Source organism: Kitasatospora sp. P5_F3 (genome assembly GCF_054049135.1).
This window is the reverse complement of record NZ_JBFUMY010000105.1, coordinates 1-26,340: the sequence shown is the minus strand read 5'-3', so window position 1 is coordinate 26,340 and position 26,340 is coordinate 1. Positions and strand designations below refer to the sequence as shown.

Sequence of the window (26,340 nt, the reverse complement as noted above, 5' to 3'; positions counted from 1 at the left end):
TCAGGCCCCCGCGCGGGTCAGGGCGTGGAAGTTGTAGTTGGAGGAGTAGTTCTGGTTGCAGGCCATGCCCTTCACGGTCTTCGGGACGACCAGCGGGTTCGTCGCGTCGTAAAGGAAGAAGCCGGGTGCCTGGTCGTACAGGCGGTTCAGGGCCTGGCCGTACTCGCTCATGGCCTTGGCGTTGTCGGTCGCCGTGTGGGCCCCGGCGTCGTCGAGCAGCTTGTCGAAGGTGCTGTCCTTCCAGTAGCTGAGGTTGAAGGACGGCTTGTCGCTGGAGTGGAACAGCGAGTAGAGGTTGTCGGAGCCGGCGTCGGAGTAGGTCGGCCAGTACAGCAGCAGGAAGATGTCCTGTGCGGACTTCGGGTCGGCCTTCGCGCGGTCCCACTGCTGGTTGAACAGCAGCGCCTGGACGTTGGCGGTGACGCCGATCTTGGCGAATGCGTCCTTGATCAGCGGCGTGAAGCGGGCCTGGGCCTGGTTCTCCGCGGCGTAGGTCACGTTCAGCGTCAGGTCCCCGCCGTCGGGGTAGCCGGCCGCCGCGAGCAGGTCCTTGGCCTTGGCGAGGTCCTGGCGGTACTGCGGGGTGCTGTCCGAGTACGGGAAGATGCCCTGCGGGACGGGGCCGCGCGACTGCGTGCCGAAGCCGTGCGCGCCGACGGTGATGATGTCCTGGTACGGGATGGCGTACGACAGTGCCTGCCGGACCCGGACGTCGTCCAATGGCTTGCGGGTGGTGTTGAAGAAGCCGACGTAGTCCGAGGCGGTCTTACAAGTGGTGACGGTGAAGCGCTCGTCGTTCTTGAACTGGTCGATGTTCTCCAGCGGCAGGCTGGTGGCCAGGTCCGCCTGGCCGCTGGTGAGCATCTGCTGCTGCACCACGGATTCCGGGGTGATGGTGTTGACGACGGTGGTGTAGGAGTCCTTCTTCCAGCCGTCCCAGTAGCTCGCGTAATTCTTGAGCACGATGCGCTGGCCCGAGGAGTACTCCGCGATCGTGTACGGTCCGGTGCCGCCGTCCTTGCCGGAGTCGAAGTACTTCGGGTCGGCCTTGGCGGCGGCCAGCGCCTTCGGGCTGACGATCCACGCCCCGTACATGCTGGAGGCGATCAGGTCCATCGGCGCGGCCTGGCTGAGCTTCATCACGACGGTGTGCTCGTCGGGCGTCTCGACGCTCTTCAGCGGCGCCCAGATGAAGCTCGCGCCGCCGTGGTCCGCGGCGGCCTCGACGGACGCCTTGACCGCGGCTGCTGTCAGCGGTTCGCCGTCGTGGAAGGTGACGCCGGTGCGCAGGTGGAAGGTCCAGGTCAGCTTGTCGGGGCTTGCCTCCCACGAGGTGGCGAGCGCCGGCCGGTAGGGCTGGTCGGAGCCGGCGGGGTTCTTCCACAGCAGCGGCTCGTAGACGTTGGCCAGGTAGAAGACCTCGGTGGAGAACGACTTCACCGGGTCCCAGGTGGTGACGTCGGCGGTGGTCGCGACCTTCAGGATGGCCGACGAGGCGGACTGCGATCCTGCGGAGCCACTGCAGGCCGAGGCGGACATCAGCGCCAGGCTCAGGGTCAGGGTCAGGGCGCAGGTCGAGGCTCTGGTCTTGCGCAGGGACATATCGGGCTCCTCAAGATCCAGCTGCTTGCGGCCGGTGCCGCCGCGCTGCTGTGGGGGTTGCGCTGAATCTTGCTGGCCAGTCACCATGTCGTCCAATGCCTGTCCGTGCTGAAATACATGCCTTGGAGGCATAGTGAATTGGACACTGGACACGACACTGGACGCTGTTCGTTGCCCAGCCGTCACTGTCGCGGCAGGTCCGCAGGCTAGACGAGTCATTCCGAAGTGATCAGTGGCCGTAAGCGATCAGGGATCGGATGACCGGCTGCCCGGTCTTGTACTTGTGCCAGATCGACGCGGCGAGCGCGAGGATGCGCTGGGCGACGCGGACGGCGACGCCCTCGAAGGTCCGGCCGCCGTGTTGTTCCAGGTCGAGCTGGCCCTTGAGGGTGTCGTTCACCGACTCGTTCAACTGCCGCACCGACTTCAGCAAAGACTCGCCCTTGCGACGCTTCTCCCGTTGAACGAGGGGCGTAGTAGTCGTGCGCCCGCGTAGGGACAGGTCGGCTTCGAACTCCGTGGAGGCGAAGCCCTGCATGGCCCGGAGTACCTCGCGCTCGTCGGGCTTCGGGGTCGCCAGTGCCCACAGGATCGGCATCCCGGTCGGGGTGCACACCAGGTAGAGCCGCAGGCCCCAAAAGTACCGGGAGTGACTGGCGCAGTATCCATAGCCGGCCCAGCCGGCCAGGTCCGATCGTTTCACCGTGGGTCGCGAGCGTCCGCACTCGACCGGCGAGGAGCCGAGGATCCAGTCACAGAACGATCTTGGATTCCCTGCCTGCGCCTCCGGGCCGCCTGCTGGCGAAAGGGCGGCTCCAAGCAGTGGCGCGGGCCTACTGCGCGCCGCGCGTCATCCACTTCTCCGGCGTCTCAAGCGCCGCGAAGCCCGACTTGGCGTAGATCGCGTGCGCGTCCGCGGTGACCAGCAGCACCCGGCGCAGCCCGTAGGGCTCGAGGTGCTCACAGACAGCGTTGGCGAGGGCGTGCCCCAGACCCTTCCCCCGGCCGTTGCGAGCAACGTAGACATCGCATAGCCACGCGAACGTGGCCTGGTCGGTGACCACGCGGGCATAGCCGAGCTGGGCGCCGGTGCCGCTGTCGTAGACCCCGAAGTTCAGGGAGTTGGCTATCGCCGCGTCCTGCTTCTCCCGGGATCGCCCCATCGCCCAGTACGCATCCGTGGACAGCCACTCATGAATGACCGCACGGTCAAGACGGTCTGGATCGGCGGATATCTCATAGCCGTCCGGCAGATCAGTGCTCATGGCTGCATCCAAGCAGCCCACTCCGCCCAAAGCCACCGACCACAGCACTCGGCATGACGGATCGCGATCACTTCGGAATGACTCGTCCAGGGGCTTCCAGGGGGCGAGCTGGGGCTGTGGTTGCGGCCGTCCGACCACACCGCGGGCCGCCTGCGGCTGACGCCGGCCGGGCGACGGTTCCTGCCGATCGCGCGCACCTGACCGCGCGATGCGACGCCGCGCTGAAGGCGGCGGCGCGGGCCGGCGGCGGGATGGGGAAGATCGCGCCGGCCGCGCTGGTGAACACGGTCACCGACGTGATGGCGCCGTTCATCGCGCAGATACGGGCGGACGCGGCGCAATTCAGCGTCGTGGAGGTGCCGCCTTGCGACGCCGCCGCGGCGCCGCGGCGGGGGCGGACCTGGCGATTTCCAGGGCGCCGCCGCCGGAGCAGCCGGCGGGTGGGGAGGGGATCGCCAGGCTGCCGTTGGTGGCGCACCCGCCGCCCGGGAATGCAGGGGAGGCGTACGACGGCTGCGGATCGAGCAACCGGCGTCGCACCACGCGGTTCAGCGGTCGGCGTGTACTGCACGGCGGCCTGTGACGACGTCGATCCCGCGATCGCGCAGACGCTCGCGGCCGCGGGGCACGGTGTCGCGGTGGCGTCCGGGGACCGGCGGATCACGCTGTATGCCAGGTGGTACGCGGCGCAGGCGATCGAGCCGCTGGTGCACGGGGTGCGGGCGTACTTCGGCCTGTGACAGCGGGGGCCGCGCCGGCGGCTCAGCAGGTACGCGAGCTGGTGCTCAGCTGGTGCTCAGCGACGCGTCGTCGATGACGAACGATGTCTGGAGCGAGGAGTCCTCCGTCCCGGAGAATCGCAGCGTGACGCTCTGCCCGGCGTACGCCGACAGGTCGAAGGTGCGCAGGGTGAAGCCGGGCGCGGCGTTGGTGTTGGACCAGGTGGCCAGCGGATGCGCGGTGCCGGAGGAGTCCAGCACGGCGGCGGTCATCGTGTCGTAGGCGACGGGTTGCGTCTCCGCGGTGTCGATGTGCAGGTAGAAGGCCAGGTTGGCGTGGGTGCAGTTGGCCGGGATCGTCACCTTCTGCGCGAGCGTGTCGGTGTGTGTGGTGCCGAAGCCGTCGATCCAGGCGAACCAGGTGCCGCTGTGCGGCGCTTTCAGCGTGTTCCTGGAGACGACTTTGTCGCCCGTCGTCCACGGCGACGCCGTCCCGGTCTCGAAGCCGCCGTTGCCGAGCAGCTGGCCGGCCGTGCACGTCCCGCCGCCCCCGCCGGTGGCGGGCAGCTTGTACGCCTGCGCGGCCGCCGCCGACCAGTTGAACTCGTCGTTGTCGCTGAAGGCGTAGTACGTTGCGCCGTTGGGCAGCAACGCCGCGGTGATGCCGCCGAAGCCGGACATGAACGGCACGTACACCGGGCTGGTGAACACCGGGTTGTCCGCCGAGGTGAACTGCTGGGCCCACAGGCCGTTCTGGTACTGGTAGGTCTTGCCGGTCGTGTCGGCGCTCGTGGTGATGCCGCGGTTCGCCGGGTTCTTCTGCATCGCGTCGGCGAGCAGCGTCGGGTTGAGCATCTGCACGCCGCCGATCTTCCCGCCGTCGGCGTTCAGGAACCGGCTGACCTTGGCGATGTCGTCCTGCGTGTAGAACAGGCCGTACCCGCCGAGCGGCTGCCCGGCGGCGCTGTTGTCGGTGCGCACGGTGGTCAGCACGTCCGGGCTCAGGTGCAGCGGGACCAGCACCTGGTCGCGGATCCAGCGGTAGATGTCGCTGCCGGCGCCGGCCTTGGACACCAGGTAGTTCTGCATCGCCCGGGTCAGCACGAAGGTGTCGGAGGAGTGGTAGGCCCACTGCGTGCCGGGCGCGGCGGAGTGCGGGAAGGCCAGCGCGGCGGTCATCTTCGGCCCGTACGCCTCGGCGCCGAAGAACGCCGTCATGCCGCTGCTGGCCTCATCGGACTCGAAGGCGCTGGAGGAGTAGTTGCCGGTGGCCATGTTCGCGGTGTCCTGGAGCGTGACGCCGGTCCAGGCGGAGGTGTTCGCCTCGCTGACCCAGTCGCGGATCAGCTGCGACGGCACGGACGAGCCGTAGACCTGTGCCAGCCGCATCAGCACGATGCCGGCGAACATCGTCTTGGCCAGCGAGTACGACGGCAGCACCATCTGGTTGCAGTACGGGTACGCGCCCTGCCGGGTCTGGCACCCGCCGACGTAGTTCACCCCGCCGTAGGACACGCCGTACGTACTCAGCGCCGAGGCGGTGATGCCGCTGCCGAACGCGCTGGTGTCGATGCCGGCGTTCGGGTAGTCGGTGCTCAGCGCGCTGATCGGCTTGGTCGGGATGCGGTTGGCGACCTCGGCGGCGTACGCGGTCGCCAGGTCGGTGCGACCGGTCACGGTGTGCCGGGAGTAGGTCGCGCCGACCTGGCCCCACATGTCGAACTGGAAGTACTCGCACGTCTCGTGCACGATCTGGTAGCGGACCTGGGAGATCGTGCTGCCGTTGAAGAGGAACGTCAGCAGGCCGTTGTGCACGCAGTTGGCGTTGCGCTCGACCAGCGCGAAGGGCAGCGAGAGCCGGGTGCGTCCGCCGTCGCCGCTCTCGTTCCAGGTGCGGCCGCCCTCGACGATCAGGTTCCAGTACCCGCTACCGGTGATCTGCAGGCCGCGGACGGCAGGGATGACGTGGCTGCCGTTCTGCACGAGGTCGATGCTCACCGGCGGCAGGTGCTTGAGCGCGGCGGTGGCCGCGTAGTTGTAGGTGTCCTTGACGGTGCTGAAGCCGCCGGCGGTGGCCATGCCGTTGAGCGTCAGAGTGCCCTCGAAGGTGTTCGTCGGGGCAGCGGCCGCCGCAGGCAGCGCGAAGGCGCCGCCGGTGACGGTACCGGTGGCCGCGCCGCTGGTCAGGTCGGCGGCGGTCAGCACCGACCTGGTCACGGCGCCGCTGCCGGTGAGCGGATCACCGGGGACGGCGGTCGCGGCGTACGCGGGTCTCGCCGCCAGCGGCGAGACCGGCACGAGGGCCAGGGCCAGCGCGAGGAGAGTCAACACGGCCCAGCGGCGCCGGGCGTACAAGACGGACACGGTGAACTCCTGTGGGGGAATGCGAGGGGGTGTGCCCGGATTCTGGCGACGCGCGGTGCTGCCGACAAAGACCAAGTGGGCTTCGACAGCAGGCCCCAAAGGCATCGGCCGGGGTCAGGTCGGCCGGGCCGGCGGCCGCGGGCAGCTGCCACAGGATGCGCAACCGCCGCCGGCGGGCAGCCAGCAGCCGGGTGAGGAACTCCGCGGTGCAGCACGGGACGTCGAGCGTGGCAGTACAGGTGACCAACGTGAAGCCTCTGGTTCAGCAGACGATCTTGTGGTGAGAAGCGTCCGGTCAGGGGCCTTACACCTGCCCGCACCCAGGGCTCCGCCGTCCGAGCCGGCCACTCACGAGAACTCCCCTGCACCTCGGCCCGTCACGTGGGGAGCCCGGCGGTAGGTGGTTCGAACAGCGACTGTTGGTGGCTACTTGGTTCATGCCGAGTGCGGTGGCCGCGTCCTCGGCCGCTTGCGGCGGACCGTCAGGTCCCGCCCGATCACCGGGAACTGACGCCCGGCTGGGCTCATTCGCAGTCGGCCGCCGATGTGTTCGAACAGCCGCAGACCCAGCGGCCCTCCAGCCGCCTGATCTGTCGTGAAGCGACGGCTGGGCCACGAAGAGCGCCTCGGCCGCCTTCGTCGTGAGCCATGGTCGTAGACCGTGATGAACCAACGCAGCGCCTGACCTCCACCTATGCCTCCAAGGCAGGCGCCGGGGCACACATTGGCATTGGACGGCACGGTGAGCGGCCAGCAAAATACCGGCAACCCCCACAGCAGCGCCGCGGCCCCGGCCGACGAGCAGCTGGACCCTCCTGGAGCCCTCCATGTCCCTGCGCTCCGCCCCCATCCCGACCTGCGACGTTTCTCCGACACTCGGATTGACCCCGTTGCCTGCTGCCTCGGTCCGCCGTGGGAGCGAAAAGGAACGGGATGCCGCGTCGGCCAGCCAGAACGCGGTGGCCGCCGCCGACCTCACCCACCCACTGCCCTGAGCGATGCCGGCCGGCTGAGGAAGGGCAAGGCGAGCAGTTCGTCACCTTCCTCCTCGACACCCGACCTTCCGCGGTTGGCGACCACGGCACCGTCAGCCTCAACACCGGGCGAAAGCGCCTGTGCGACGTAGCACTCCCGTTCCCGCCCGTCCTTCCAGGCCGTGCGGCGGCGATGTCGTGCGCGGCCTCGGCCCGCTCGGCGGCCCACGGAACGACCAAGGCGCACAGGAGCAATGACGACGCGCCCCGCCATCGCTACTCCGTACCCACCTGCCCCTGTTCGCACCCGACTCCCCAGACCCCCACCCAAGGAGGAACCATGCACCGAAGATCAGCCGACCGCAGCCGCTGGCGTCGCTCGCTCCTGCTGCTCAGCTCGGCAGCGCTGGCGGCCACCGCCCTGATCGCCCCGCTGCCCGCGGCCGCGGCCACCGCCAATCCGGTACCCGGTGACCCGCTGACCGGGAACGGCGCCGTCTCGCGCACCCTGCTGCCCTACAGTCAGCTGACGACCCCCCAGAACCCCGGCGCCCCGGTCGACGATGCCGCCTTCGCCCTGCCTGCCGCTGCCGCGCCGCCGCAGTTCACCTTCGAGGGCACCCTCACCCTCACCAACCCCGCCGGCAGCGGAGGGTTCAAGAGCATCAAGAGCTGTACCGGCTGCGGCAAGCACCTGCCGCCGATCAGCCTCGACATCGTCCAGAACGGCAGCTACCTGATCCCAGCGGTCCAGGGTCTGACGATCACCGGCGACACGCAGTCGGGCTCGACGTACAACCTCATCGTGGGGCCGGGGCGCGCGTGGTCGGAGAGCGGTGACACGGGCACAGCCGGGACGTTCTCCCGGGCATCCCTGCCGTTCGCGCTCGTCGACCGCAACCAGAACTGCGCCCACAACGGCGCGCTCAGCTTCCTGTACAACGCGACCTCGGTCTCGAACGTCGCCTACCAGGTGACGGCTGAGACGTGCGCGCTGCACCAGTTCGACATGTGGGGCCAGCTCGCCGCGACCTACAACGCGCACACCGTGCCCAACGCCGTCGCACTGGAGAACGCCGAGGCGGCAGAGGTCGCAAACCGCATGCCGACCAAGCCGCTGTCCGCCCTCGCCACCGACTATCCGGCGGCGGGGCTCAATCTCGCCACCTTCGGCAGCGGCATCACACCCTCGGCGAGAACCGCCTACGGAGTGGTCTACAACGGCGTGAACTACGTGGCGGACGGCACGTCTGCGAACAAGGGCTGCCAGACCCGCTACGGCACCTACGCCTTCTGCAAGGACATGCGCCTGCCCTCCTACTCCACGGCCAAGTCGGCGTTCGCCGGACTGTCGATGGCCAGACTGGTGCAGGACTTCGGACCCGGTGTCCGGAACCTCAACCTCAAGGACTACATCCCCGAGATGGCGTCCAGCGGCAACTGGAACTCCGCGCCGGTCACGTTCGACAACGCCGCCGACATGGCCACCGGGAACTTCAACTCGCAGCTCTACGAGAGCGACGAGAACGGCGCCAACACGACCAACTTCCTCAATGCCGAGCCCTACGGGACCGCGACGACCGGGAAGATGGGCTACGCACTGGGTTACGCCCGCCACACGGGCGAACAGGGCTACACCTGGGCCTACCACAGCGTCGACCACTTCCTGCTGGCACAGGCCGAGACCGGATACCTGCAGTCGCAGCGCGGACCGAGCGCCGACCTGTTCAACCTCATGCGCGACGAGGTCTACACGCCTCTCCACCTCACCGCCGGCACCCTGACCACGGAGCGCACCGACAACGCCTCCGCAGCCGGAACCTCCCCGACGACCGGCCGCCCGTTCGGCGCCCACGGACTCTTCTGGACGGTCGACGACATCGCCAAGCTCGCGACCTTGTTCCAGAACAACGGTGCTGCCGACGGGACACAGCTCGCGGACCGCGGACAGATGCTCGCCGCCATGCAGCGCAGCAGCACCGACACCGGCGTCGCCGCCGTCAGCGCGGACCTGACCGGGCACGGTGACGGGACGGCCGCGTCCGGCGGCTACCGCTACAGCAACGGCGTGTGGGCCTACCCCACGACCGGCCAGGTCCCCGGTTGCGGACTGCGCGTGCCGTTCATGTCGGGGTACGGAGGCATCACGATCGCGATGATGCCCAACGGCGCTACCTACTACTACGTCAGCGACAACAACGAGTTCGGCTGGTCCGCGACCATCGCCGAGCTCAACAAGCTCTCCCCGATGTGCGCGCCGACCACCACCACCGTCACCGCCTCACCCGCCACCGTCACCGCGGGACAGTCGGTGACGCTGACCGCGATCGTCGGCGCGGCCACCCGGTCGTGGGCCGCGACGGGAACCGTCCAGTTCCGGGACAACGGTGTCAACCTGGGGACCCCGGTGGCGCTCGGCTCCACTGGCACCGCCTCCTACACGACCAACTCCCTGGGCTCGGGCCAGCATTCCGTCACCGCCGTCTACACCCCGGACCTGTCCAACGACACCGGCACCGCCTCGTCCCCGTCCCAGACCACACTGACCAGCTCCTGCTCCAGCACGGCCACCACCTGCAAGGTGGTCAGCACCGCCGGTCTCAAGGTCGGCGACACGATCGGGATGGGCAGCGCCACGGCCACCGACGACACCCACGTGATCACCGCTCTCACCCCCACGTCGATCACCCCCCCCCCCCCCCCCCCACTCCTGCGCAGGTCGACGCGCGCATCGCCAGCCAGAGCGAACGTGCGGCTCTTCCAGCCCAGTTCGAGCACGCGCCGTCGGCGACGGTCTCCTTGCGGTGGCCCGGCGAGGGCGAGCAGAGCACGCAGCCGCTCTTCGAATCTTCCCGGTCGCGCTGCGCAACAAGGCCGTCGCCAAGCAGCAGCACCTCTTCTTCGACCAGCGAACCGAGCTCTACCGCGAGTACGCCGGCGAGGACGACCCCGACCTCGAGAACATCGCCCTTCGCCGGACCCCGCTCGACCCCAAGCGGCCCGCCCGCGACCTCCTCGAAGACCTCCTCACCGAAGCACAACTCCGGGAGCACACGGCCGAGCAGGACCTTGAGCATGCTCGCGCCGCAGCCTCAGCCGCCGAGGAGGCGTTCGCCGACGCCGAAGCGTCCGCGCGAGCAGCAGCCAAGGCTGTGGGCCCGGCCAGGTTCGACGGTGTCGCTGACTGGTTCCGCAGGGCCGTCGCTGCTGGGCGAGGGGCTGTCACGCGTGCGATCCCGCAGGCTCAGGCCGAGTCCCGACGGGGCACGGGGAGGTCGTGCAGCTGGGCGAGCAGGTGGCCCAGATCCTCCGAAGTGACGGGGCCGCCGTCGCCGAGGTCGTGGGTGAAGGTGACCAGGTGCGCTCCCACCTGGATGGGCCAGGGGGTGCCGGCGGGGCGGGCGGTGAGGATGCCGCTCTCGTGCAGCCACTCGGCGATCAGCACCTGCCGGGTCACCGCGTCCCGCCCGGCGCCAGCCTTGTGGACCTTGGCGATCACCGACCCCCAGGGGGCGGCATGCGGGAGGCGCATCACCCAGTTGTGATTGTGCTGCAACAGGTGGGCCTCACGGGTGTCGAACCCCTGCGAGGCGCTGGCGTCCTCGACTGCTGTGCGCACCGCGGGGGTCATCGGGCCGAATCGGGAGCGGTGGTCTGGGTCTTGTGCTGGTTGGTCATCGCGTCAGCCCGTCCAGGAGATGGGCGACGTCGTAGCGCAGGTCTGCTGCCGCGTGCACGCCGATCAAGAGCAGCAGCAGGCCGGTACGTCGGTACAGCAGGAGGAAGACGACCCCGAGCAGCGCGGTGGGCAGCGCCGCCCAGCCGAGGTACCCGTGCAGAGCGACCCGCGTTCCCACCGACAGCAGGTAGATCCAGCCAACAGCCCATCCCGCCCGGTCGGCCAGCACAGTGATGGCGCCAACCAGCAGCAACTCCTCGGCAACGACGCTCCAGAGCACGACGATCACGGAGGTGACGGGGCCAGTGATCCCGACGGCCCTGGCTTGGGCGGTGGCGTATATCCCTGCCGAGTCGTCCATGATCACGGCCATCTGCGCCTGCACGACCAGGCAGGTGACAACGGCGATCGCAACGGTCACGGCGACGGTGACGAGCTGGCGCGACTCGGAGATTCCAGGCGTGGGGCGTTCAAGGAGCTGCCGGGGCGTCAGGCCGTTGCGGCCGACGAGCACGAGGGCGAGCCAGGTGACCAGGGCGGTGACGCTGGCCACCGCCACCGGCCGCACGCCAGGGTGCGTGATCAAGGCGGCCTCGGCTATCAGCGCGGTAGAGCTGAGGGCGGTGAGCAGGAGGGAACGCCACCAGGCGGAGGGCCTGTTGAGGAGGACCAGCCACACCGTGGCGGCGAAGATGCTGATCAGCCGCAGGACAACGTCGGCCACCCGCTCACCCGGGACGGGGTGGCCTGCGCGGGCGAGCGCGTCCAGGGCGACGGACACCGCGGTCGGTCCGAGTGCCACCAGGAGCAGCCCGGCCAGGTGCAAGCCAGTGGATCGGCCGGGGGTGGCCGGTGGCGGGTTGCCGGTGACGGGGTGGGAGGTGACGGTACTCAACTCTGCTTCCTCGGTTCCTGGTTCTCAATGTGACGGGCAGACGGCGGGGGCGTCGGCTCGGAGCCGGGCCCAGGCGGTGCGGCCGTGCGGTGGGGTGTGATGAGCAGCCGCGCTGCGGTCAGGGAGACTGCGGTCCCGTCCCCGAGAATTGGGTCGGGGATGCGGTCGGGGTAGAGGTGGAGGTTTGGGCGGTGGTCCGGCGTCTGGGCCCAGGTCGCGGCCAACGCGAGCAAGTCCCGGGCAAGTTCGGAGCCGCCGGGGCCGTGGCCTACCGTGCCGAGCTCCCAGCGCGGGACGGCCAGCTGCGCGTCGTGGTGGAGGCGGCGGGTCAGATACGCCAGGCGGCTCCCGTCCACCAGGGCGGGACTGCTGCGCCCGGTGGCCGGCGCCGGGCGGCGGTGGTCGTAGGTGGCGCGCAGGCGGCCGACGGCTGCCCCGTCAGCGGCCAGGAGGATGGTCAGGTCATCGAGGGGCTGCCCGGCGGGAATGGACACTCCGGACCAGAGGGGATGTCCCCAGCCGACCACCGTCCCCTGAGCCGCAGCGGCTTCGGTGAACTGCTCGGGAGCGAGGTACAGCAGTACCTCGCCGTCGGTGCTGGCCCGCACCTTAAGGTCTGCGCCGCCGTTCGGAGCCGACGGCCAGGCCAGCGGCGGGGCGTCGCCGGGCAGCCAGACGTCGGCAGTCATCCGGCTGCCTTCGTGGGCGAGGCCGATCAGGCGGGTGTGGCCTTGCCAGCGCAGTGGCATCGCGAGCCGGCCGCCCGGCCGCAGCAGGCCCCACCAAGCCGATGGGATACCCGGGAGGCTCCCGGTGGCCACGATCCTGTCGAACTCGGCTTCACCAAAGGGAAGTTGCCCGGTCGCGTCGGCGTGGAGGACACGTACGCGGCTGTGACCGGCTGCGGCCAGCAGCAGGCGCGTGCGCCCGGCCAGCTCCTCGTCTCGCTCGACAGCGACGACCTGCCCACGTGGACCGGTAAGGGTGTCCAGCACGGCTGCGGTGATTCCGGGTGCGGCGCCGGCCAGCAGTATCCGCTGGCCCGGCTGGACGGCCGCCAGTTCCGCCAGTTGGGCCTGGACCCCGGGCGGGGTGGTCGAGCACACCACGCCCCCGGGGCCTTTCTTCACTACGATCGGGTGCGGTTCGTAGGCGGCTCGCGCGGAGCGGCCCGGGACGAACAGGTGCCGCGGCACCTCCTCCATCGCCGCCCGGACCGGGGCGCTCAGCATCGCCCCGAGCACCAGCCGACGCCCCTCGCGCACTGGCCTCTTCGGCAGGTCAGCACTCACCGCTGACCACCGCCGTGGTGCCCGCCGGTCGGGTTCGGCCAGTCCGTAAGTCCGTCCACGGCTGCGTGGGCGACGGCCTGCCAGCGGCTGTGCGCGCCCATCTCCTCGATCATGAACTTCTCTTCTCAACAGGGCCGGTGACGGCCCGGGAGGTGTACGGAGATGGGCAGGGCGGGGGCTGGGTCCGGTTCCGTCGGCTCAGCCGGGAGAGCCAGCCGGGCAACGTGGCTCCGAGCAGTTCGGTGCGCCTGCGGGGCCGCCGGTGGCTGGTCCGGGCACGAGCGGGCGAGGCCGGTCCCAGGGCTGGGGCCCGGTGGAACAGGGTCGCCTCTGCAAGGGCCGGCGTGGCCGGGGCGGCGGGCATGGGGGTGACGCTCCCGACCAGCAGCTCGTCCCAGAGCAGGTCGCTGAGGCGGCTGATGCAGGACGCGCAGGCAAACATCGGTGCCGTGGCGGAGGCGACGGTGACCGGCCCGATCCACAGCACTGGCACGTGATCGCGTCCGCAGTACAGCCAGCACCGGCCGGTGGTCCACTCGTTGCCGTCATTGGGCAGCGGCGTCTCGGGGCGGTCCGCGCGGGCGAAGGCGGCGATCCCGGGAATGACCATCCGCGCCGGAAGGTCGAGCTCTATCGGCCAGGTCACGCCGCTGCACCCCCGACTGGCTGAGCAGCGTCCCGGGCGGCCAGGCATCGGCCGTCGTCACCAGTCGGTTTCGGACCGCCAGCAGGAGACCCTCGTGTCGGGTGCTCGCGCCCACGCACCAGACGGCCGATCTGGCGTAGCCGCGGACGGTCCCTTCGGCGATGCCCAGGCGGTTGCCGATCTGCGGGTAGGTGAGCCCGGCTGCCATCAGGGTGAGCACGTCCCTCTGGCGGCGGGTCAGGCGCCGGCCGTCCGCTCGGACGGGCGGGAGCGCGTCCGCTGGGATCACCCCGAGGTGGATCGCGCGCAGGATCGCGGTGGTCCGGTCCGGGGAGCCCAGCCGCCTCTCCGCCGACAGCGCGTGGGCGGACACCTGCGTCTCCGTCATCGCCAGGCGACCGGCCACGGCCTTGTCAGTGAGAGCTCCCGCCAGCAGCCGCAGCACCTCGACCTCGCCCGGCGTCAAACCGGCTGCCGCCGCTCGGAGTCCGGGGTCGGCGGGACCTGCTGGGCCGCCGGTCGTGGCGTGAGGGAAGGTGCGCGGGTCGGTGGTCATCGGGGTCTCCGGAAGGCGGGTGTTGAAGAAGGGGGGTTGGGTCAGCGGGGAAGGTTGCGGATGATCACGCCGGTGGCGCGGCGCAAGGCGGCGGTGACCTGGCGGCGCTGTTCGCCGGTCAGCCCGTGGCGGCCGAGCCCGGCCTGCTCGACCGTCTCGGTCAGCGAGTGACGGTGGAGCTGGCTCAGGTGCGCGAGGACCGGCGGGTGGCGCAGGATCTCGCGGGCGGTGTAGGCGTCCGTGTCCTGCGTGGCGCGCTCGGCGGTGAGGCGGGCGGCCCGGTCGGTGAGCTTGTGGTCGCCGGTGGCGGCGGCGAGGTCGGTGACGGCCAGGCCGAGGCGGGTGTCCGTCAGCGGGTCCTCCGCCCGGTTGGTCCGATCGAAGGGCTCCAGCATCGCTTCCCCCGCGTCGGCGGCGGGGCGGCCGGCGGCCAGGTGGCACAGCACGGTCAGGGCCGCGCCGACGGCGTGTTCCCAGGGCTGTTCGTGCGGGGTCCGGGCGAGCAGGTCCAGGGCGGCCGGAGCCCGGCCGCTGGTGGCGGAGGCGATGACCGCGACCTGGCGCCCGTCGTGGAGGCGACGGGCGATCCCGTCACCGTGGCGCAGGTGGGCGTGGGCCTCGCTCCACCGTCCGGCGCGCACCAGCGCCCGGGCTCCGTCGTGGAGGCGGACGCTGTCGATCCACTCGACGCACTCCAGGTGGTCGAGCTCGGTGGCGGTCAGGGCGGCGAGCGCCACCGGGTAGCCGTCGAGGACGGTGTCGGTGCGCGAGGTGACCGCGTCGGCGAGGGTGGTGAGGAGCTCGAAGGCGGCGTCGGGCTCGTCGCACCTGATCTTGAGGTGGGCGAGGTTGACCAGCGGCTCCAGCACGACGGTGGCGTGGGGCATGGCCAGCGGGCGAGCCGCGAGGTAGAGCGCGGCGTGGTCGTGGCACAGCTGGCGGGCCTCGGCGATCTGGCCGGTGTCGGTGGCCAGCAGGGCGGCGCGGTTGTGGACGGTGGAGGCGGCGTGCAGGTCGTTGTTCTGGTCGGCCTCGTGGGCGAGGTCGGCCAGCGCGCGGACCCGCGTCGCGAGAGGCAGTGCGCGGGCACGCTTGCGCGGGACCAGGGGGAAGCGGCGGATAGCGTCGGCGAGCGGGCCGGTGGTGGTGGTCACCGGTCCTCCTTGGTGAGGATGGTGTCGGCGGCGGCGGTGGCGAGCAGGGCCTGCTCGTTCGTGCTTAGGCCGAGCCGGTTGAAGTGGAACAGCAGCAGGTGAGAGGTGACCGCGCGCAGTCCGCGCGTCAGCTGCCCGTCGAGGGCCAGGGCCGCGAGGCCCGCACCGGCGGCCGTGTGGTCGGCGAACCAGTGTGCAGCGTAGGCGAGTTGGCCTGATATCAGCCGGGAGCCGGGCCTGGAGTCGACGCTGATGAGGCGCCGTGCGGAGGCCCGCAGGGCGGCGGTGGGCGTCTTGGCGGGGGTGCGGTGGTTGGCGACGGTTGCCCAGACGTCGCCCTGTTCGTACCAGTCCAGGCCCGCGCCGCGCATCAGTGCGGTGGCGAGCAGGAGAGCCAACTCCCGCCGCTGGTCGTCGCGTTCGCGGTCGTGGACGGCGCGGAGGTAGGTGAGGGTGTGGTGGCTGTCGGTGTGGAAGTGCCGGTGGGCGACCTCCAAGCCGTGGGGGCCGCCGAAGGCGTGGGTTTCCGGCTCGTAGATCACCGGCCGCCACCCGGTCAGCACGCGGGCGGCCAGTCCGGCCCGGATCAGGGTGGTGACGGGGGCGGTCGCCGCCTCGGCGTGCCGGTCGGAGGGAGGCTGGTAGCGCAGGCGCCACCGGTCGCCCTTGCGCAGGAAGTTCCAGGAGGTGACCACCCCGGCCGCTTCCAGGGCGGCCATGCCCGGTCCGAGCCGGGCGGCGGCGAACTGCTCGGCGAGCACATCGGCCGGGTCGGCGATCAGGAGGTGCTGCTGGAGCCAGGGCGGGGCGGCCGGTGCCTGCGGCAGCGCGGTCCGGATCGTGTCGGTGCAGGTCATGTCGCATCTCTCAGGTCAGCAGGAGGCAGGCGTCCCAGCCGGAGACCGGGAGCTGTTCGCGGGCGGCGGTGTGCAGGGCGAGTGCGATCCCGGCGGAGCCTTCGAGCAGGCCGGCCTCGTCGGGGGCGGACTCGCGATCGGCCAGGCGCCCGGCGGCGAACAGCAGCGCCGCGCCGCGGTGCGCACTCGCGGCATCGGCGGCGACCCGGTGGGCGGTGAGGAGGGCGCCGGTGGTGCCGTGGCACAGCGACGCATCACCGAACTGGCCGATCTGGCCCGGGTCGCTCAGCGCGGCGAGCATCGCGAGCTCGGCCTTTTCCCGCCGGGCACCGTCGCCGGTGGCGAGGGCGGCGAGCTGCTGGGTGCGGGCGATGCCGGGAGTGCCGTAGCACCAAGACGGACGCGCGGGGCGGAGCAGTCCGGGCCGGCCGCGGCGGACTTCGGCAGAGGTGACCTTGTCGGGCCACCACGGGCCGTGGCCGCCGTCCTGCTCCCAGTCGTCCAGCCAGGCGGTGATCCGCTCGATCGCCTCCCGCTGGCCGGACACCTCGATGCCGTCGCGCAGGGCCAGCGCCAGGAGGGCGAGCGGGCCGGTGATGCCGTGGGCGATGCCGAAATTGCCGTGCCCGCCCGGGAACTGAGGGTCGAGTTCGCCGGAGGGGGCGAGGTCGGTCCACCAACCCGGCTCCCCGCCGGGCAGCGGCTCGGTCAGGCGCACCAGGTAGGCCAGCACGTCACGCAGCAGCGCGCCGTTCGGGTCGCGCTGGCGGAGCAGGGCACCGGTGCCGGTCAGGCCGTAGATCAGGTCGAACTCGGCGAACGCCGGCCGCTCGCCCCGCTTGATACGGGCGTGGGCCTGCTCCAGCCGGCGGGTGGTGCTCTGCGCGATCGTGGCGTCCAGGGTGGCCAGGGCCTGCGTGTAGGCGCCGGGGCCGTGGGTCGCGGCGGTGTGGACGGCGAACGCGACGGCACCCGCGCCGAAGAACAGCCCGGTGGCGGTGTCGGAGCGCACGGTCGAGCGCATCGAGGCCCGCAGCCAGGTGTGGACGGTGTCCCAGTCGCCGAGGCCGGTGGCGGCCCGTTCGATGTGCAGCAGGGCGATGCCGGGCGAGCCCTGGGCCAGGGACTGGCCCCAGCTGGCCCCGCGGTCGGCCGGTGGCAGGGCCAACTCGGAGGTGAGGGTGCCGAGGTGGCGCTGGGCGCGGTGGCGCTGACTGGTGTTCACCGGGCACCGGCCAGGTGCCGGGCGCAGGCGGCGGACGCGGCGGCGCGAGCGAGATGGTGAACCAGGCGCTCGTTGTCGGGGTCGATACCGAGCATCCGCACGGTGTGCAGGTGCAGCAGAGACCCGAGGACATCGCCTGCCTTCAACTCGCCCTGCTGCTCCAGCTGGTGGCGGTAGTCGGCGAGGAGCGAGGCGCGGGCGGCCCAGCCGCGCAGCAGGTCGCGACCGGCAGCCGATTCCCGCAGTTCGGCCCAGCCGCTGCTCACGTCGCCGAGGCGGACGGCCCTCTGGTGGAGGCCACGCTCTACCCGGACGCCGATCCGGTGCGGAACGTGGTACAGCAGCCAGTCCAGGCCGGCTCCGGTGTCGAGCAGACCTGTGGCCAACGCGCAGAGTCCTGCCCCGGCCACCGCCCGCACGTCGGTATCCGTCTGCTGGGCGTAGGCGAGTTGGAGCAGGACGGTGCGGGAGTCGGCGGCGAACACCTGCTCGGCGAGGTCGAGAGCTGGGCCGTGGCCGTACCGGCCCGTCTCGGGCTGGTAAGTGTCCAGGTTCAGGCGGGTGACCAGGCCCTCCGCCCGCAGTCGGCGGGTCCACTCGCCGACCCGCTCACCGGCCAGGGTGAAGGCGGCGGCCTCCGGAAGACGAAGACGCAGCCGCAGGTGGTGGCCGCCCTCGACGTGCCGCAGGAACCACCACTGGGGCGGATGCACCCACTGTTCCAGCAGGCGGGGCAGGTGCTCGTGGAGGATCTCCTGTGCGCGGTCCGGATTGCCGTACAGGCGGGCGGACAGCCAGGGGGACGCGCCCGGCAGGTGCCCGGCGTCGGGGCGGACCGTGCGAACGGGCCTGCGACGCTGCTTGGCCGCCAGCTGCGGGAGGGTGCTGTTGAGCTGCACGGTGATCTCGTGGGCCCGGCCGCCGATCCAGCCGTTCGCGCCGGGCACCGGGGCTTCGCTGAGGACGGCGGTCGGCTCGTGCTGGAGGTGATCGCGCAGCAGAGCCAGGTGGGCCCGCTGCCCGAGGTCCAGCGGGAGCTTGAGGTCACGCTGCCTCAGGTGGACATGCCGCGGAACGTGGTAGGTGTGCAGCCACTTGCGGGCGGCGCTCTCCCACTGCGGCCACGTCGCACTGTGGTCGGGCAGGTCGGCGGCGGGCAGGTGCCACTGTGCTGGGGCGAGGACGGTGCGGCCATGGCGCAGGCGGGGCAGGAACGGCAGGCGGCCGGCCGCGCCCCAGTCGAAGCCGGTGTACTGCGGGGTGAGAGCGTTGGTGATCTCGCACAGGAACCGGACGACGGGGTCGGTGACGGACCGGAATTCCAACGCGTTCACCATCCGGGGCTCGACCGGCTGGCCGTCGGCGAGGTGGACCAGACACATCCGCCGCTCGTCGGCGCACACCCCCAGCTCCTCCAGCCGCACCCCCGGTTCGGCTCCAAGGCCGGGGTGTTCACCGAGGTGGAGCACCGGCAGCAGCCCAGGTGCCCGGGTGACGTTCTGGACCTTGGTGATCAGCGGCGGCGTGGAGACCTGTACCGCGACGGCACCCTCCCGCAGGGTGGGAGCCGTCTGCGCCTGGCTCGTCCACTCCTCACCCAGGAGGTAGAGGAAGCGGCCGGCGGTGGTCGCGGCGGCGCGGGGGGCGCCGCTCACCGTCAGGGTGAAGCTCCCCTGGTCGAGCAATGCCTGGTTGCCGGCCGCCAAGTGGAAGATCAGCTCGCCGTTCGGCTGCACCGGGCCCGACTCGGTGCCAGGGGCAAGGTGGTCGAGCAGGTCGTCGTCCAGGAGCACCTCGACAGTGCCCTCCACGGCGGCCCGCTGGGCGAGGGCGAACAGTCGCTCGTCACGGCGGGACAGCCGCCGGGCGGGCTCGGGGAGTTGGGAGCCCCGGTAGCGGGCGGGCAGGCCCAAACCGGTGTCGGGGTTGAGGAGGTCGGTGACCGCAACGACGGCCCCCGGGCCGTAGTGGTCCACGAACCGGCCGTGGTAGTCCGCCCAGGCGGGGTGGCCGTCGGGGCGAGGGCTCAGCCGGGTCAGTAGCGCGGCGGCGCGCTCGGCCTGCTCCCGGACCGCCTGCGGCAGGGTGATCTCACCAGGCCAGCGCAGATCCACCATCAGGCCCTGGCCGGCTTCCGGCACCAGCTCACGCATCCGCGCCACCAGCACCCCGCGCGCCTCCCGCTGCGCGGCAGCGGTGCCCTGCCCGTTGTGCCACCGAACATCCCGCTGAACGGCCCTAAGGTCGGCCAGCACCGGCACGGCCCCCGGACAGTCGTCGGCCCGCACCGCCTCCAAGACGCCCACCAGGTGCTCCAATGGGTCGACTGCCGTCATCGGCGCCCGCAGCGCGCTCAGCAGGACCCCGTTGTCCACCAGAGTGGTCAGCATCCGACGGGCGGAGACGGCGCTCTGCTGCGGGAACCGCTCCAGAAGTCGGTCGGCCAACTCCCCGACCGCGCACCCCTTCCCAACGGTCTCCAGCACCAGCTCAACCGCACGGGTCAGCCGGACCGAAGCCTCCACCGAGCGGCTCCCGTCCAAGCCGGGACGGACGGGAAGCACCAGCCGGCCACCGCGTACGACGCAGAGGTTGTTCGCCACCACCGGCAGCCGCTCCACCAGCAGATCCTCCAGACGGCGCACCACCTGGTCCAGCCACACCGCGTCCACCCGCGCCACCGCCAACGGCTCCACCCCCTCCGGCACCTCGGACCGGTCGCCGAACCGCACCGCGCCGATGCCGGAGAACAGGCCAAACGGCGTTGCCCGCCCGCCGCGAAGGGCGTAGCGCATCACGGAGAGCACCAGCCGCCGCAGCCGCACCGGCAAAATCACACCGCCCGCCACGATCGCCGACACCCGCTCGGTCAGCTGCGCGCCAGCGGCCACCTCGATCGCCGACCCCCCCGGGCCACTAGCTACTGCTCAGGTACTGCGCGGGATCAGACGTTGCCGCCGTTGCTGGTGCAGGCGCCGCCACAGGTGGAGCCACACCCGTCGTCGGTGTTGCGCAGCAGGTTGGCGACGCTGTCGGTGCCCTCGGTGATCCGCAGGTCCAGGTCGAACTCGCCGGTCATCTCGGTACCGGCGTTGACGGACTGGGTCATGTCCCGTTCCCTCCCAGGTCGGTGGTGCTGTGGAACCCGGCCGGCGATTGCGGCCAGGAGATCGTGATGCGGCAGTGCCGCTCGATGAAGTGCCGCACCGGGGTCTGCCACCGGTGCCCGGCACCGGCCGGGATGCTGGCGAAGGCGTGTTCCTTCTACGGGGTCACCGTTCAGCACACGCTTCCCCGGCCGCATCCCGGCTGGTCATCTGGTGGATCAGACGATTCCGCCGTTGCTGGTGCACGAGCCCCCGCAGGTGGGGTCGCAGCCGTCGTCGGTGCTGCGCAGCAGGTTGGCGACGCTGTCGGTGCCCTCGGTGATCCGCAGGTCCAGGTCGAACTCGCCGGTCATCTCGGTACCGGCGTTGACGGACTGGGTCATGTCCCGTTCCCTCCCAGGTCGGTGGTGCGGTGGAACCCGGCCGCGGGTTACGGCCAGGAGATCGTGACGCGGCTGTGCCGCTTGTCGATGACGTGCCCGGTCGGGATCCGGTCGTCGGGGGTGCCCGCCGGGTGAACGGTGAAGACCGGGTCCGCGCTGTGGCGGTACTTGGTGTCCCAGGTCTTCACCTGATCGGCGATCAGCCCGGTCAGGCGGCCGGCGGCCGGGCCGTGCCCGGCCGCGCCGACCTCGTAACGGGCCGGCTCCTCGGACACCTTGCGCAGGGAGAGGTAGGCGAAGCTCGCGCCCTCCACGACCGCCGGGCACGCCATTCGGTTCGCCGGAGTGACAGTCTTGGTGTCCTGCTCCGGGTCGACCGACAGATGGCCGAAGCTGGGCAGCGAGGTGGCCAGCCACAGGAACAGAGAGTCGAGCGGCTCCTGCTGACCGACCGTCACCGACAGCCACACCTCGACCTTCGGCTGCTCCAGCACACCGTCCAGCGCGGAGGTGTCGGGGACCGGGTCCTCGTCGAAGCGCAGCCCGACCTCGGTCCCGCGCAGCAGCACCAGGCGCTCGTCGTGCGCGCCGCCGCCCTGCATCCGGACGAACCCGCACGGCTGAGCCGACTCACTGACCAGGTGGTCGCCGACCCGGCGCAGGGCGAGGGAGCGGGTGATGCCCCGCATCCGCAGTGGGACGACGATGACACCGCCCTCCGCGAGCTGGTCGGTCCAGGCAGGAGACAGGTCCCAGGCCCCGACCGTGACCATGATCCGGTCGAACGGGCCATGCTCCTTCAGCGGCTCCTCGGCGTCGGCCAACACGACGTTCACCTGACCGTACCCGGCCTTCTGGAGGAAGGTCTCGGAGCGGTCGGTGACGAAGGGGTCGATGTCCACCGTGACGACCCGGCCGTGCCGGCCGACCAGCTCGGCGATCAGCGCGGCCTTGTAGCCGCCGCCGCCGACCTCCTCCACGCTCATGCCCGGCTGCACGTCGGCCTGCTCCAGCATGGTCGCCTGGATGCTTGGCGCTGACACCGAGCTGGTGGCGAGCCCGTTGGCATCGCGCCGGGTGACCAGCGCCCGGTAGGGGTCGTAGGCGTCCGCGAGGGAGAACTCCGGGGCGAACAGGTGCCGGGGCACCTCCGACATCGCCCGCGCCACGGCCTCGCTTCGGATCACGCCGTCCGCCCGCAGCCTGGCGACCATCGCCGTCCTCAGCTCCTCGGCGTCGTCGTTGCTGCTCTGCTGGAGTGACATGTTGCTCTCCCTCGTCGTCGGTGCCCGCCACGCGGTCTGGTGGCGCTCGTTCAACTTCCCGGCCGCATGGCTGGGTTGGGGCCGCGCTGCCTCCCGCMGGCGCGCGGCCCCGGCATCCCCGCCTGGCGGCGCCGAGCTCGGCAGAATCGCATCAGGCAGGGAAGATCTGAGTGCTGCCCAGCGGGGAGTCAGCCGGGCACCGGGACGACCGGCTCCGCCCCGGCGCCCGGCAGTGCGGAGAAGACGTACAGCACTCCCTCGTCATCCCGAACCGTCACGGTGTATCCGTTCCCGAGACACAGCCCGGACAGGGCCGACTCCTTGGCCCGCTCGTCCCTGAGCCACGCCCTGCCAGGCCCGCACTCAGCAGGGGCTAGCTGCTCCAGCAGCTGACCGAGCCTCATCTCCAGCCACCGCAGCGCCTGCTGGGGACTTGCCGTCGGATGGCTGCCGATCGCGATGGGCTGCCCGCCCCCACCCGGGTAGGCCACCGCCGTAGACCAGAAGGAACGCGGCATCACGACCAGCGGCGGCTCGCGGTAGCTCTCTTCGCTTCGGGACCTCGCGAACACCTTCTCGGAGCGCCCAGCCGGCCGTGCCGAATCCTGCGTTCGACGGCGTCGCCCGCTGCCCCGCCCGAACAGGCTCCGCACCAACGCCCTCACGCCGCCACCCTCGACCGGTCGCCATGCAGCACCCGCACCCACACCACCTTCTGCCCCTTCCGCGTCATGACGCCCCAGTCGTCCGCGAGTTCCTCCACCAGGCGGAGCCCCTGACCGTGACCCCGCACTCCGGACGGTCGGACCACCGGGTGCAGGTCCGCCCGGCCGTCGGTCACCTCAAGTCGGCAGTCCCCGTCAACTTCTTGAAGTCGAAGAGGAATCGGACCAACGCTGTCGCTTGCGTGATCGAGCACGTTGGTCACCAGCTCCGAACAAATGAGCACCACGTCACCAGCGCGAAGCGGCGCCCAGCCACTTCCCTCCAGCGCCAGCCGGACCCAGCGGCGAGCGAGACCAACCGAACTTGCACATGCGGGAAACTCGCTCTCCCACACCTGGAGAGCGGTAGATCGTTGTGCTGTATCCACTGGAGCACCCCGTCTCGAACTCATCGTGCGGCGAACAGGAAGACCCGCTTCGAACAGCTCCGAAGGACCGGACCACAGCCTCAGGATCACTGTGCGTTCTGACACCGGAACGCTACGCTTCGTGCGAGGCCAAAGGGACTGACCAGCAGTACGAGTAACTCGACCTATCCCCGGGGAGGTTGGTACGTCATGGCAGGTGAAGGGGAGGCGCGCGGACTCGAAACACTGACTGGCAGCAGCCTTCGTGCTGATCGCCGTGAGGGCACCATCTCGGGCCAGCTATTCAGGGAGATTCGCGAGCGCGTCCAGCTGTCCCAGGAGCAGATGGCTGAGACCCTGCGAGTCGACAAGACCACCATCCAAGGGTGGGAATCAGGACGACGCCCGCTGAACTCCACCCGTACTGGGGCGCTTCGGGTAGTCAAGCGCAACCTGCTTCGCCTGGGCGGCGACCCGGCGCTGCTTGCTCTTCTCGACCAAGCACTCGACGCCGACAGCATCGTCAACTTCGTGTTGAGCGGGCCCCCAATCCAGGACGCCGACGACCATCCCCTGACAAGCTGGGTCCTCACCAGGGGGACTACTCACATGCTCGCCTGGGCGTTGACAGGCGCCTCACCTGCCGCTCTTCCCCCTGTGGAAAAGCGATCCCGACGAGGCCCAGCGGCCACATCCGCGCTCCTGCCCTTGGACGAACGCAAGGGCTTCTTTGAACAGATGCGCCGGGCTGCCGAGGTGGCCCAGTCGGCCGGCGACGACGCCGCACTGCTCCGCCGCCAGGCGCTCTACCTCTGCTCCTACGACACCGCCTCCGACACAGCCGCATGGCTCGCAGACATACGCCGCAAACAGTCACGCACCACTCAACACGGATGGTCACCAGACTGGGCTGACGCACGCTCAGTGGCTACCTCGCTTACACGGCACGGAGACAATGACGCGCTGGCTTCATTCATGCAGACCGGTCTTCAGGACGATGTCGGCGAGGGAGCGAATCTCAACTACTGGGCCTACTGGCTCGGCATCGACACCCTCCCCAAAGCTGATGACCACTTCATGCTGGCGAAGCCCGGGTACTCCTGGGATGCTCTGGCGCTGCTCCGCGGCCTGACCGAACGGCTGAAGCCGGGCCTCGGTGCCATCGACCTGAACGTTCACTCGGTCTGGGCCCTCCTGGCACTCCGTCCTCAACTCCTCGCCTCAGACACTGCGCTAAGCGCAACCTTGCGCGAGCGCATCGCCACGCTGTTGGACTTCGACGGAATCTCAACACAGGCACGCCAGGAGCTGATCTCTGTGCACTACGGTCTGAGAATGACCACCTGATCTTCAGGAAGGACGAACAACGTGAACGACCGCCAGGAAGCCGAAGGCACCGTCAGCTACCTCATCGAGATGGGGACCTTGAAGCGCGCCAAGCGCACTGGCTGGTGGATCGCTGGTGTCAAGGACCCGGAAACCATCGCCGAGCACTCATGGCGAACCGCGATCATCGGGTCCATGCTGGCCATGCTGGAAGGCGCGGACCCGGCACGGGTCGCTCTGCTCTGCACGTTCCATGACACCCAGGAGACCCGCGTCGGCGACATCCCCTGGATCGGACGTCGCTACATCACCGCCGCCTCGAACGAGACCGTGACGGCCGATCAGGTGGCCAACAGTCACCAGGCCATCAAGGACGGCATCCAGGCGATTGTTGATGACTACGAGACCGGCGATTCCCTGGAAGTCCAGGTTGCCCATGATGCAGACAAGTTGGAGTGCATGATCCAGGGGTTGGAGTATCTTCAGCAGGGATACCCTGGCGCCCAGGAGTGGGTGGACAGCACGCGCGCGAAGCTCAAGACAGCCTCAGCCATCGCCCTGGCGGACGCCGCTCAGACCATGTCGATCGCGGAGTGGCAGCGCACCTACCTCCGCTGACACCGATCAACTCCCGCCGCCACCAACCGCGCCCAGGGAGATGCCCAGTGACGATAGCCCTCCGCCACTTCCAGGCCGGAGCTCTGCCGCAGGACCACCAGCAGACGCTGCTCGAAGTGCACGCAGACGCCCACCGCGACGTGCTGGACGTCCCCTTCGTCCAGCGGTTCCCCTGGTTCGCCCAACACTGGACCAGCCGTCCCGGTTACCGTTGCGTCATGGCCTACGACGACGCCGAGCCCATCGGCTTCTCGTACGGCGCCCCGCTGGAGGACGGCCGAGAGTGGTGGCGTCACCACCTCACCCCAGAGCCGGTCGAGACGTCCACGTTCGCCGTGTCCGAGGTCGCGGTACGTCCGGACTGGCGGAAGCAGGGGATCGCCGAACAGACTCACGAGGCTCTGCCGGCCGATCGGCCCGAGGGTCTGGCCGTGCTGTACGTGGATGTCACCCACCCACGCGTGCAGGCCATGTACGAGCGGTGGGCGTACGAGAAGGTTGGCGAGCACCGACCGTTCGAAGATGCGCCGCTCTACGCCGTCATGGTGCGCCGACTGCGATAGCGCGGGCCTCAAGGGGTCATGCTGAGCTTCTTTCCAACGTGAGCAGGTCACCGCGGTCGATGGCCTCGCACAGAACAGTCTTGATCTCCGGCGGCATCAGGTTCAGGGCACCGACAGTCTCGGCGGTGAGCGAGACCTCTTCGAGGCGGTATTCGCCGCGGTCGTCGCGCTCGAACTCCGGGCCGCTGCGGTCGGCGAAGTTCCACGAGGTGATGCGGGCGAGGTAGAAGAACTCCCGCTCGCCCTGGGTGTTCTCCAGCTCGTGGAGCAGGCGAACGATCTCGGCTTCGCCGGCGATCTCCTCGCGGATCTCGCGCAGCAGCGCGGCCTCGCGGTCGGGGTCGGTGTCCTCGACGCCTCCTCCGACGGTCACCCAGTACGGGTCGATGCCGGGGCGGACGCGCTTGATCACGAGCGTGGTGCCGTTCGGGGTGATCAGGATGGCGCGGACGCGCTCCTTCATGGGCTCGGTCTCCCTTGTGAGTTCGTTGGGCGGGTGGTCAGTGGAGGAGTCAGCCGCCGTCAACGTGCAACGACTGGCCGGTGATGAACGATGCGGCCAGGCTAACGGGGGGCGGTGTCCGCGATCGAGTACGGCCCAGGAATGGTCGCGCCTTCGGCACGACGTTTTTCTGGTTCGGGCGCCCCGCTGCGCGGTTCCCCCGGCCCCCCTTCGCGGCCCAGTATCCGGAGCCGGCCGCCCGCCTCAAGGGCGCTCCCGTTGGTCGCGTGGCTTCGCCACCGGCCGTCGGCCGGCCCTTGACCCGGACGGCCTCTT

Annotated in this window: 21 protein-coding genes and 1 pseudogene; 5 read left to right on the top strand and 17 right to left on the bottom strand. The window is 70.4% G+C overall.

Annotation, left to right across the window (positions count from 1 at the left end; genetic code table 11):
- The 3 genes and pseudogenes from ACXJMZ_RS34220 to ACXJMZ_RS34210 form a co-directional block, all read right to left on the bottom strand.
- Positions 1-1,602 (bottom strand): ABC transporter substrate-binding protein, encoded by a 1,602-nt coding sequence (locus tag ACXJMZ_RS34220; RefSeq protein ID WP_457033916.1) that lies wholly within the window; start codon positions 1,600-1,602, stop codon positions 1-3.
- Between the two features lie 229 nt (positions 1,603-1,831).
- A pseudogene (locus ACXJMZ_RS34215) lies at positions 1,832-2,350 on the bottom strand (IS982 family transposase); the annotation flags it as partial.
- A gap of 85 nt (positions 2,351-2,435) precedes the next feature.
- Positions 2,436-2,867 carry a GNAT family N-acetyltransferase gene (locus ACXJMZ_RS34210; RefSeq protein WP_457033915.1) on the bottom strand — a complete coding sequence of 144 codons (432 nt, stop codon included), beginning with the start codon at positions 2,865-2,867 and terminating at the stop codon, positions 2,436-2,438.
- A 251-nt stretch (positions 2,868-3,118) separates the two neighbouring features.
- Between ACXJMZ_RS34210 and ACXJMZ_RS34205 the strand changes: the two genes are divergently transcribed.
- Positions 3,119-3,607, top strand: a complete 489-nt coding sequence (locus ACXJMZ_RS34205) for a hypothetical protein (protein WP_457033914.1) — start codon at positions 3,119-3,121, stop codon at positions 3,605-3,607.
- Positions 3,608-3,652: 45 nt separating this feature from the next.
- Here the strand turns inward: ACXJMZ_RS34205 and ACXJMZ_RS34200 are convergent, their stop codons facing one another.
- Entirely contained in the window at positions 3,653-5,950 is a 2,298-nt protein-coding gene (locus ACXJMZ_RS34200; RefSeq protein ID WP_457033913.1) for a hypothetical protein, read from the bottom strand.
- A gap of 1,314 nt (positions 5,951-7,264) precedes the next feature.
- On the opposite strand from ACXJMZ_RS34200, the gene ACXJMZ_RS34195 reads away from it, so the two are divergent.
- Positions 7,265-9,997 (top strand): Ig-like domain repeat protein, encoded by a 2,733-nt coding sequence (locus ACXJMZ_RS34195; RefSeq protein WP_457033912.1) that lies wholly within the window; start codon positions 7,265-7,267, stop codon positions 9,995-9,997.
- A gap of 171 nt (positions 9,998-10,168) precedes the next feature.
- On the opposite strand, the gene ACXJMZ_RS34190 is transcribed toward ACXJMZ_RS34195, so the two are convergent.
- From ACXJMZ_RS34190 to ACXJMZ_RS34135, 12 genes are all read right to left on the bottom strand, one after another.
- Positions 10,169-10,543, bottom strand: coding sequence for a hypothetical protein (locus ACXJMZ_RS34190; RefSeq protein ID WP_457033911.1), 375 nt, complete (start codon positions 10,541-10,543; stop codon positions 10,169-10,171).
- 55 nt (positions 10,544-10,598) lie between these two features.
- The gene (locus tag ACXJMZ_RS34185) at positions 10,599-11,384 is read right to left on the bottom strand and encodes a CPBP family intramembrane glutamic endopeptidase (RefSeq protein ID WP_457033910.1); all 786 of its coding nucleotides are present in this window, start codon (positions 11,382-11,384) and stop codon (positions 10,599-10,601) included.
- Between the two features lie 110 nt (positions 11,385-11,494).
- Complete coding sequence (locus ACXJMZ_RS34180) at positions 11,495-12,763, bottom strand: methyltransferase domain-containing protein (RefSeq protein ID WP_457033909.1); 1,269 nt, start codon at positions 12,761-12,763, stop codon at positions 11,495-11,497.
- A 572-nt stretch (positions 12,764-13,335) separates the two neighbouring features.
- On the bottom strand, positions 13,336-13,992 hold the full coding sequence (locus ACXJMZ_RS34175; protein WP_457033908.1) for a LuxR C-terminal-related transcriptional regulator: 657 nt from the start codon (positions 13,990-13,992) through the stop codon (positions 13,336-13,338).
- 41 nt (positions 13,993-14,033) lie between these two features.
- Positions 14,034-15,146: a hypothetical protein gene (locus ACXJMZ_RS34170; protein ID WP_457033907.1), complete on the bottom strand. Its 1,113-nt coding sequence runs from the start codon at positions 15,144-15,146 to the stop codon at positions 14,034-14,036.
- Complete coding sequence (locus ACXJMZ_RS34165) at positions 15,143-16,003, bottom strand: thiopeptide-type bacteriocin biosynthesis protein (protein WP_457033906.1); 861 nt, start codon at positions 16,001-16,003, stop codon at positions 15,143-15,145. The genes ACXJMZ_RS34170 and ACXJMZ_RS34165 overlap by 4 nt, the downstream gene beginning before the upstream one ends.
- A 10-nt stretch (positions 16,004-16,013) precedes the next feature.
- Positions 16,014-17,228 carry a lanthionine synthetase C family protein gene (locus tag ACXJMZ_RS34160; RefSeq protein ID WP_457033905.1) on the bottom strand — a complete coding sequence of 405 codons (1,215 nt, stop codon included), beginning with the start codon at positions 17,226-17,228 and terminating at the stop codon, positions 16,014-16,016.
- Positions 17,225-20,119 (bottom strand): lantibiotic dehydratase, encoded by a 2,895-nt coding sequence (locus ACXJMZ_RS34155; RefSeq protein WP_457033904.1) that lies wholly within the window; start codon positions 20,117-20,119, stop codon positions 17,225-17,227. Before ACXJMZ_RS34155 ends, ACXJMZ_RS34160 begins: the two co-directional genes overlap by 4 nt.
- Positions 20,120-20,172: 53 nt before the next feature.
- Entirely contained in the window at positions 20,173-20,337 is a 165-nt protein-coding gene (locus ACXJMZ_RS34150; RefSeq protein WP_457033903.1) for an FxLD family lanthipeptide, read from the bottom strand.
- 216 nt (positions 20,338-20,553) lie between these two features.
- On the bottom strand, positions 20,554-20,718 hold the full coding sequence (locus ACXJMZ_RS34145) for an FxLD family lanthipeptide (protein ID WP_457033902.1): 165 nt from the start codon (positions 20,716-20,718) through the stop codon (positions 20,554-20,556).
- 47 nt (positions 20,719-20,765) lie between these two features.
- The gene (fxlM, locus tag ACXJMZ_RS34140; protein ID WP_457033901.1) at positions 20,766-21,983 is read right to left on the bottom strand and encodes a methyltransferase, FxLD system; all 1,218 of its coding nucleotides are present in this window, start codon (positions 21,981-21,983) and stop codon (positions 20,766-20,768) included.
- 661 nt (positions 21,984-22,644) lie between these two features.
- Entirely contained in the window at positions 22,645-23,100 is a 456-nt protein-coding gene (locus ACXJMZ_RS34135; protein ID WP_457033925.1) for an ATP-binding protein, read from the bottom strand.
- Between the two features lie 165 nt (positions 23,101-23,265).
- Here ACXJMZ_RS34135 and ACXJMZ_RS34130 point away from each other — a divergent pair, with 165 nt between their 5' ends.
- The 3 genes from ACXJMZ_RS34130 (at position 23,266) to ACXJMZ_RS34120 (ending at position 25,562) form a co-directional block, all read left to right on the top strand.
- Positions 23,266-24,402: a helix-turn-helix domain-containing protein gene (locus ACXJMZ_RS34130; protein WP_457033900.1), complete on the top strand. Its 1,137-nt coding sequence runs from the start codon at positions 23,266-23,268 to the stop codon at positions 24,400-24,402.
- A 69-nt stretch (positions 24,403-24,471) separates the two neighbouring features.
- On the top strand, positions 24,472-24,999 hold the full coding sequence (locus ACXJMZ_RS34125) for an HD domain-containing protein (RefSeq protein ID WP_457033924.1): 528 nt from the start codon (positions 24,472-24,474) through the stop codon (positions 24,997-24,999).
- A gap of 47 nt (positions 25,000-25,046) precedes the next feature.
- On the top strand, positions 25,047-25,562 hold the full coding sequence (locus tag ACXJMZ_RS34120; RefSeq protein WP_457033899.1) for a GNAT family N-acetyltransferase: 516 nt from the start codon (positions 25,047-25,049) through the stop codon (positions 25,560-25,562).
- 16 nt (positions 25,563-25,578) lie between these two features.
- On the opposite strand, the gene ACXJMZ_RS34115 is transcribed toward ACXJMZ_RS34120, so the two are convergent.
- Positions 25,579-26,025 (bottom strand): NUDIX hydrolase, encoded by a 447-nt coding sequence (locus ACXJMZ_RS34115; protein ID WP_457033898.1) that lies wholly within the window; start codon positions 26,023-26,025, stop codon positions 25,579-25,581.
- Positions 26,026-26,340: the final 315 nt, after the last annotated feature.

Excerpts from the sequence above, each read along its gene's own strand:
- ACXJMZ_RS34220 (WP_457033916.1), bottom strand. The coding sequence starts at position 1,602 with ATGTCCCTGCGCAAGACCAGAGCCTCGACCTGCGCCCTGACCCTGACC.
- ACXJMZ_RS34210 (WP_457033915.1), bottom strand. The coding sequence starts at position 2,867 with ATGAGCACTGATCTGCCGGACGGCTATGAGATATCCGCCGATCCAGAC.
- ACXJMZ_RS34205 (WP_457033914.1), top strand. The coding sequence starts at position 3,119 with ATGGGGAAGATCGCGCCGGCCGCGCTGGTGAACACGGTCACCGACGTG.
- ACXJMZ_RS34195 (WP_457033912.1), top strand. The coding sequence starts at position 7,265 with ATGCACCGAAGATCAGCCGACCGCAGCCGCTGGCGTCGCTCGCTCCTG.
- ACXJMZ_RS34175 (WP_457033908.1), bottom strand. The coding sequence starts at position 13,992 with ATGACCACCGACCCGCGCACCTTCCCTCACGCCACGACCGGCGGCCCA.
- ACXJMZ_RS34165 (WP_457033906.1), bottom strand. The coding sequence starts at position 16,003 with ATGACCTGCACCGACACGATCCGGACCGCGCTGCCGCAGGCACCGGCC.
- ACXJMZ_RS34150 (WP_457033903.1), bottom strand. The coding sequence starts at position 20,337 with ATGACCCAGTCCGTCAACGCCGGTACCGAGATGACCGGCGAGTTCGAC.
- ACXJMZ_RS34145 (WP_457033902.1), bottom strand. The coding sequence starts at position 20,718 with ATGACCCAGTCCGTCAACGCCGGTACCGAGATGACCGGCGAGTTCGAC.
- fxlM (WP_457033901.1), bottom strand. The coding sequence starts at position 21,983 with ATGTCACTCCAGCAGAGCAGCAACGACGACGCCGAGGAGCTGAGGACG.
- ACXJMZ_RS34135 (WP_457033925.1), bottom strand. The coding sequence starts at position 23,100 with ATGAGTTCGAGACGGGGTGCTCCAGTGGATACAGCACAACGATCTACC.
- ACXJMZ_RS34130 (WP_457033900.1), top strand. The coding sequence starts at position 23,266 with ATGGCAGGTGAAGGGGAGGCGCGCGGACTCGAAACACTGACTGGCAGC.
- ACXJMZ_RS34125 (WP_457033924.1), top strand. The coding sequence starts at position 24,472 with ATGGGGACCTTGAAGCGCGCCAAGCGCACTGGCTGGTGGATCGCTGGT.
- ACXJMZ_RS34115 (WP_457033898.1), bottom strand. The coding sequence starts at position 26,025 with ATGAAGGAGCGCGTCCGCGCCATCCTGATCACCCCGAACGGCACCACG.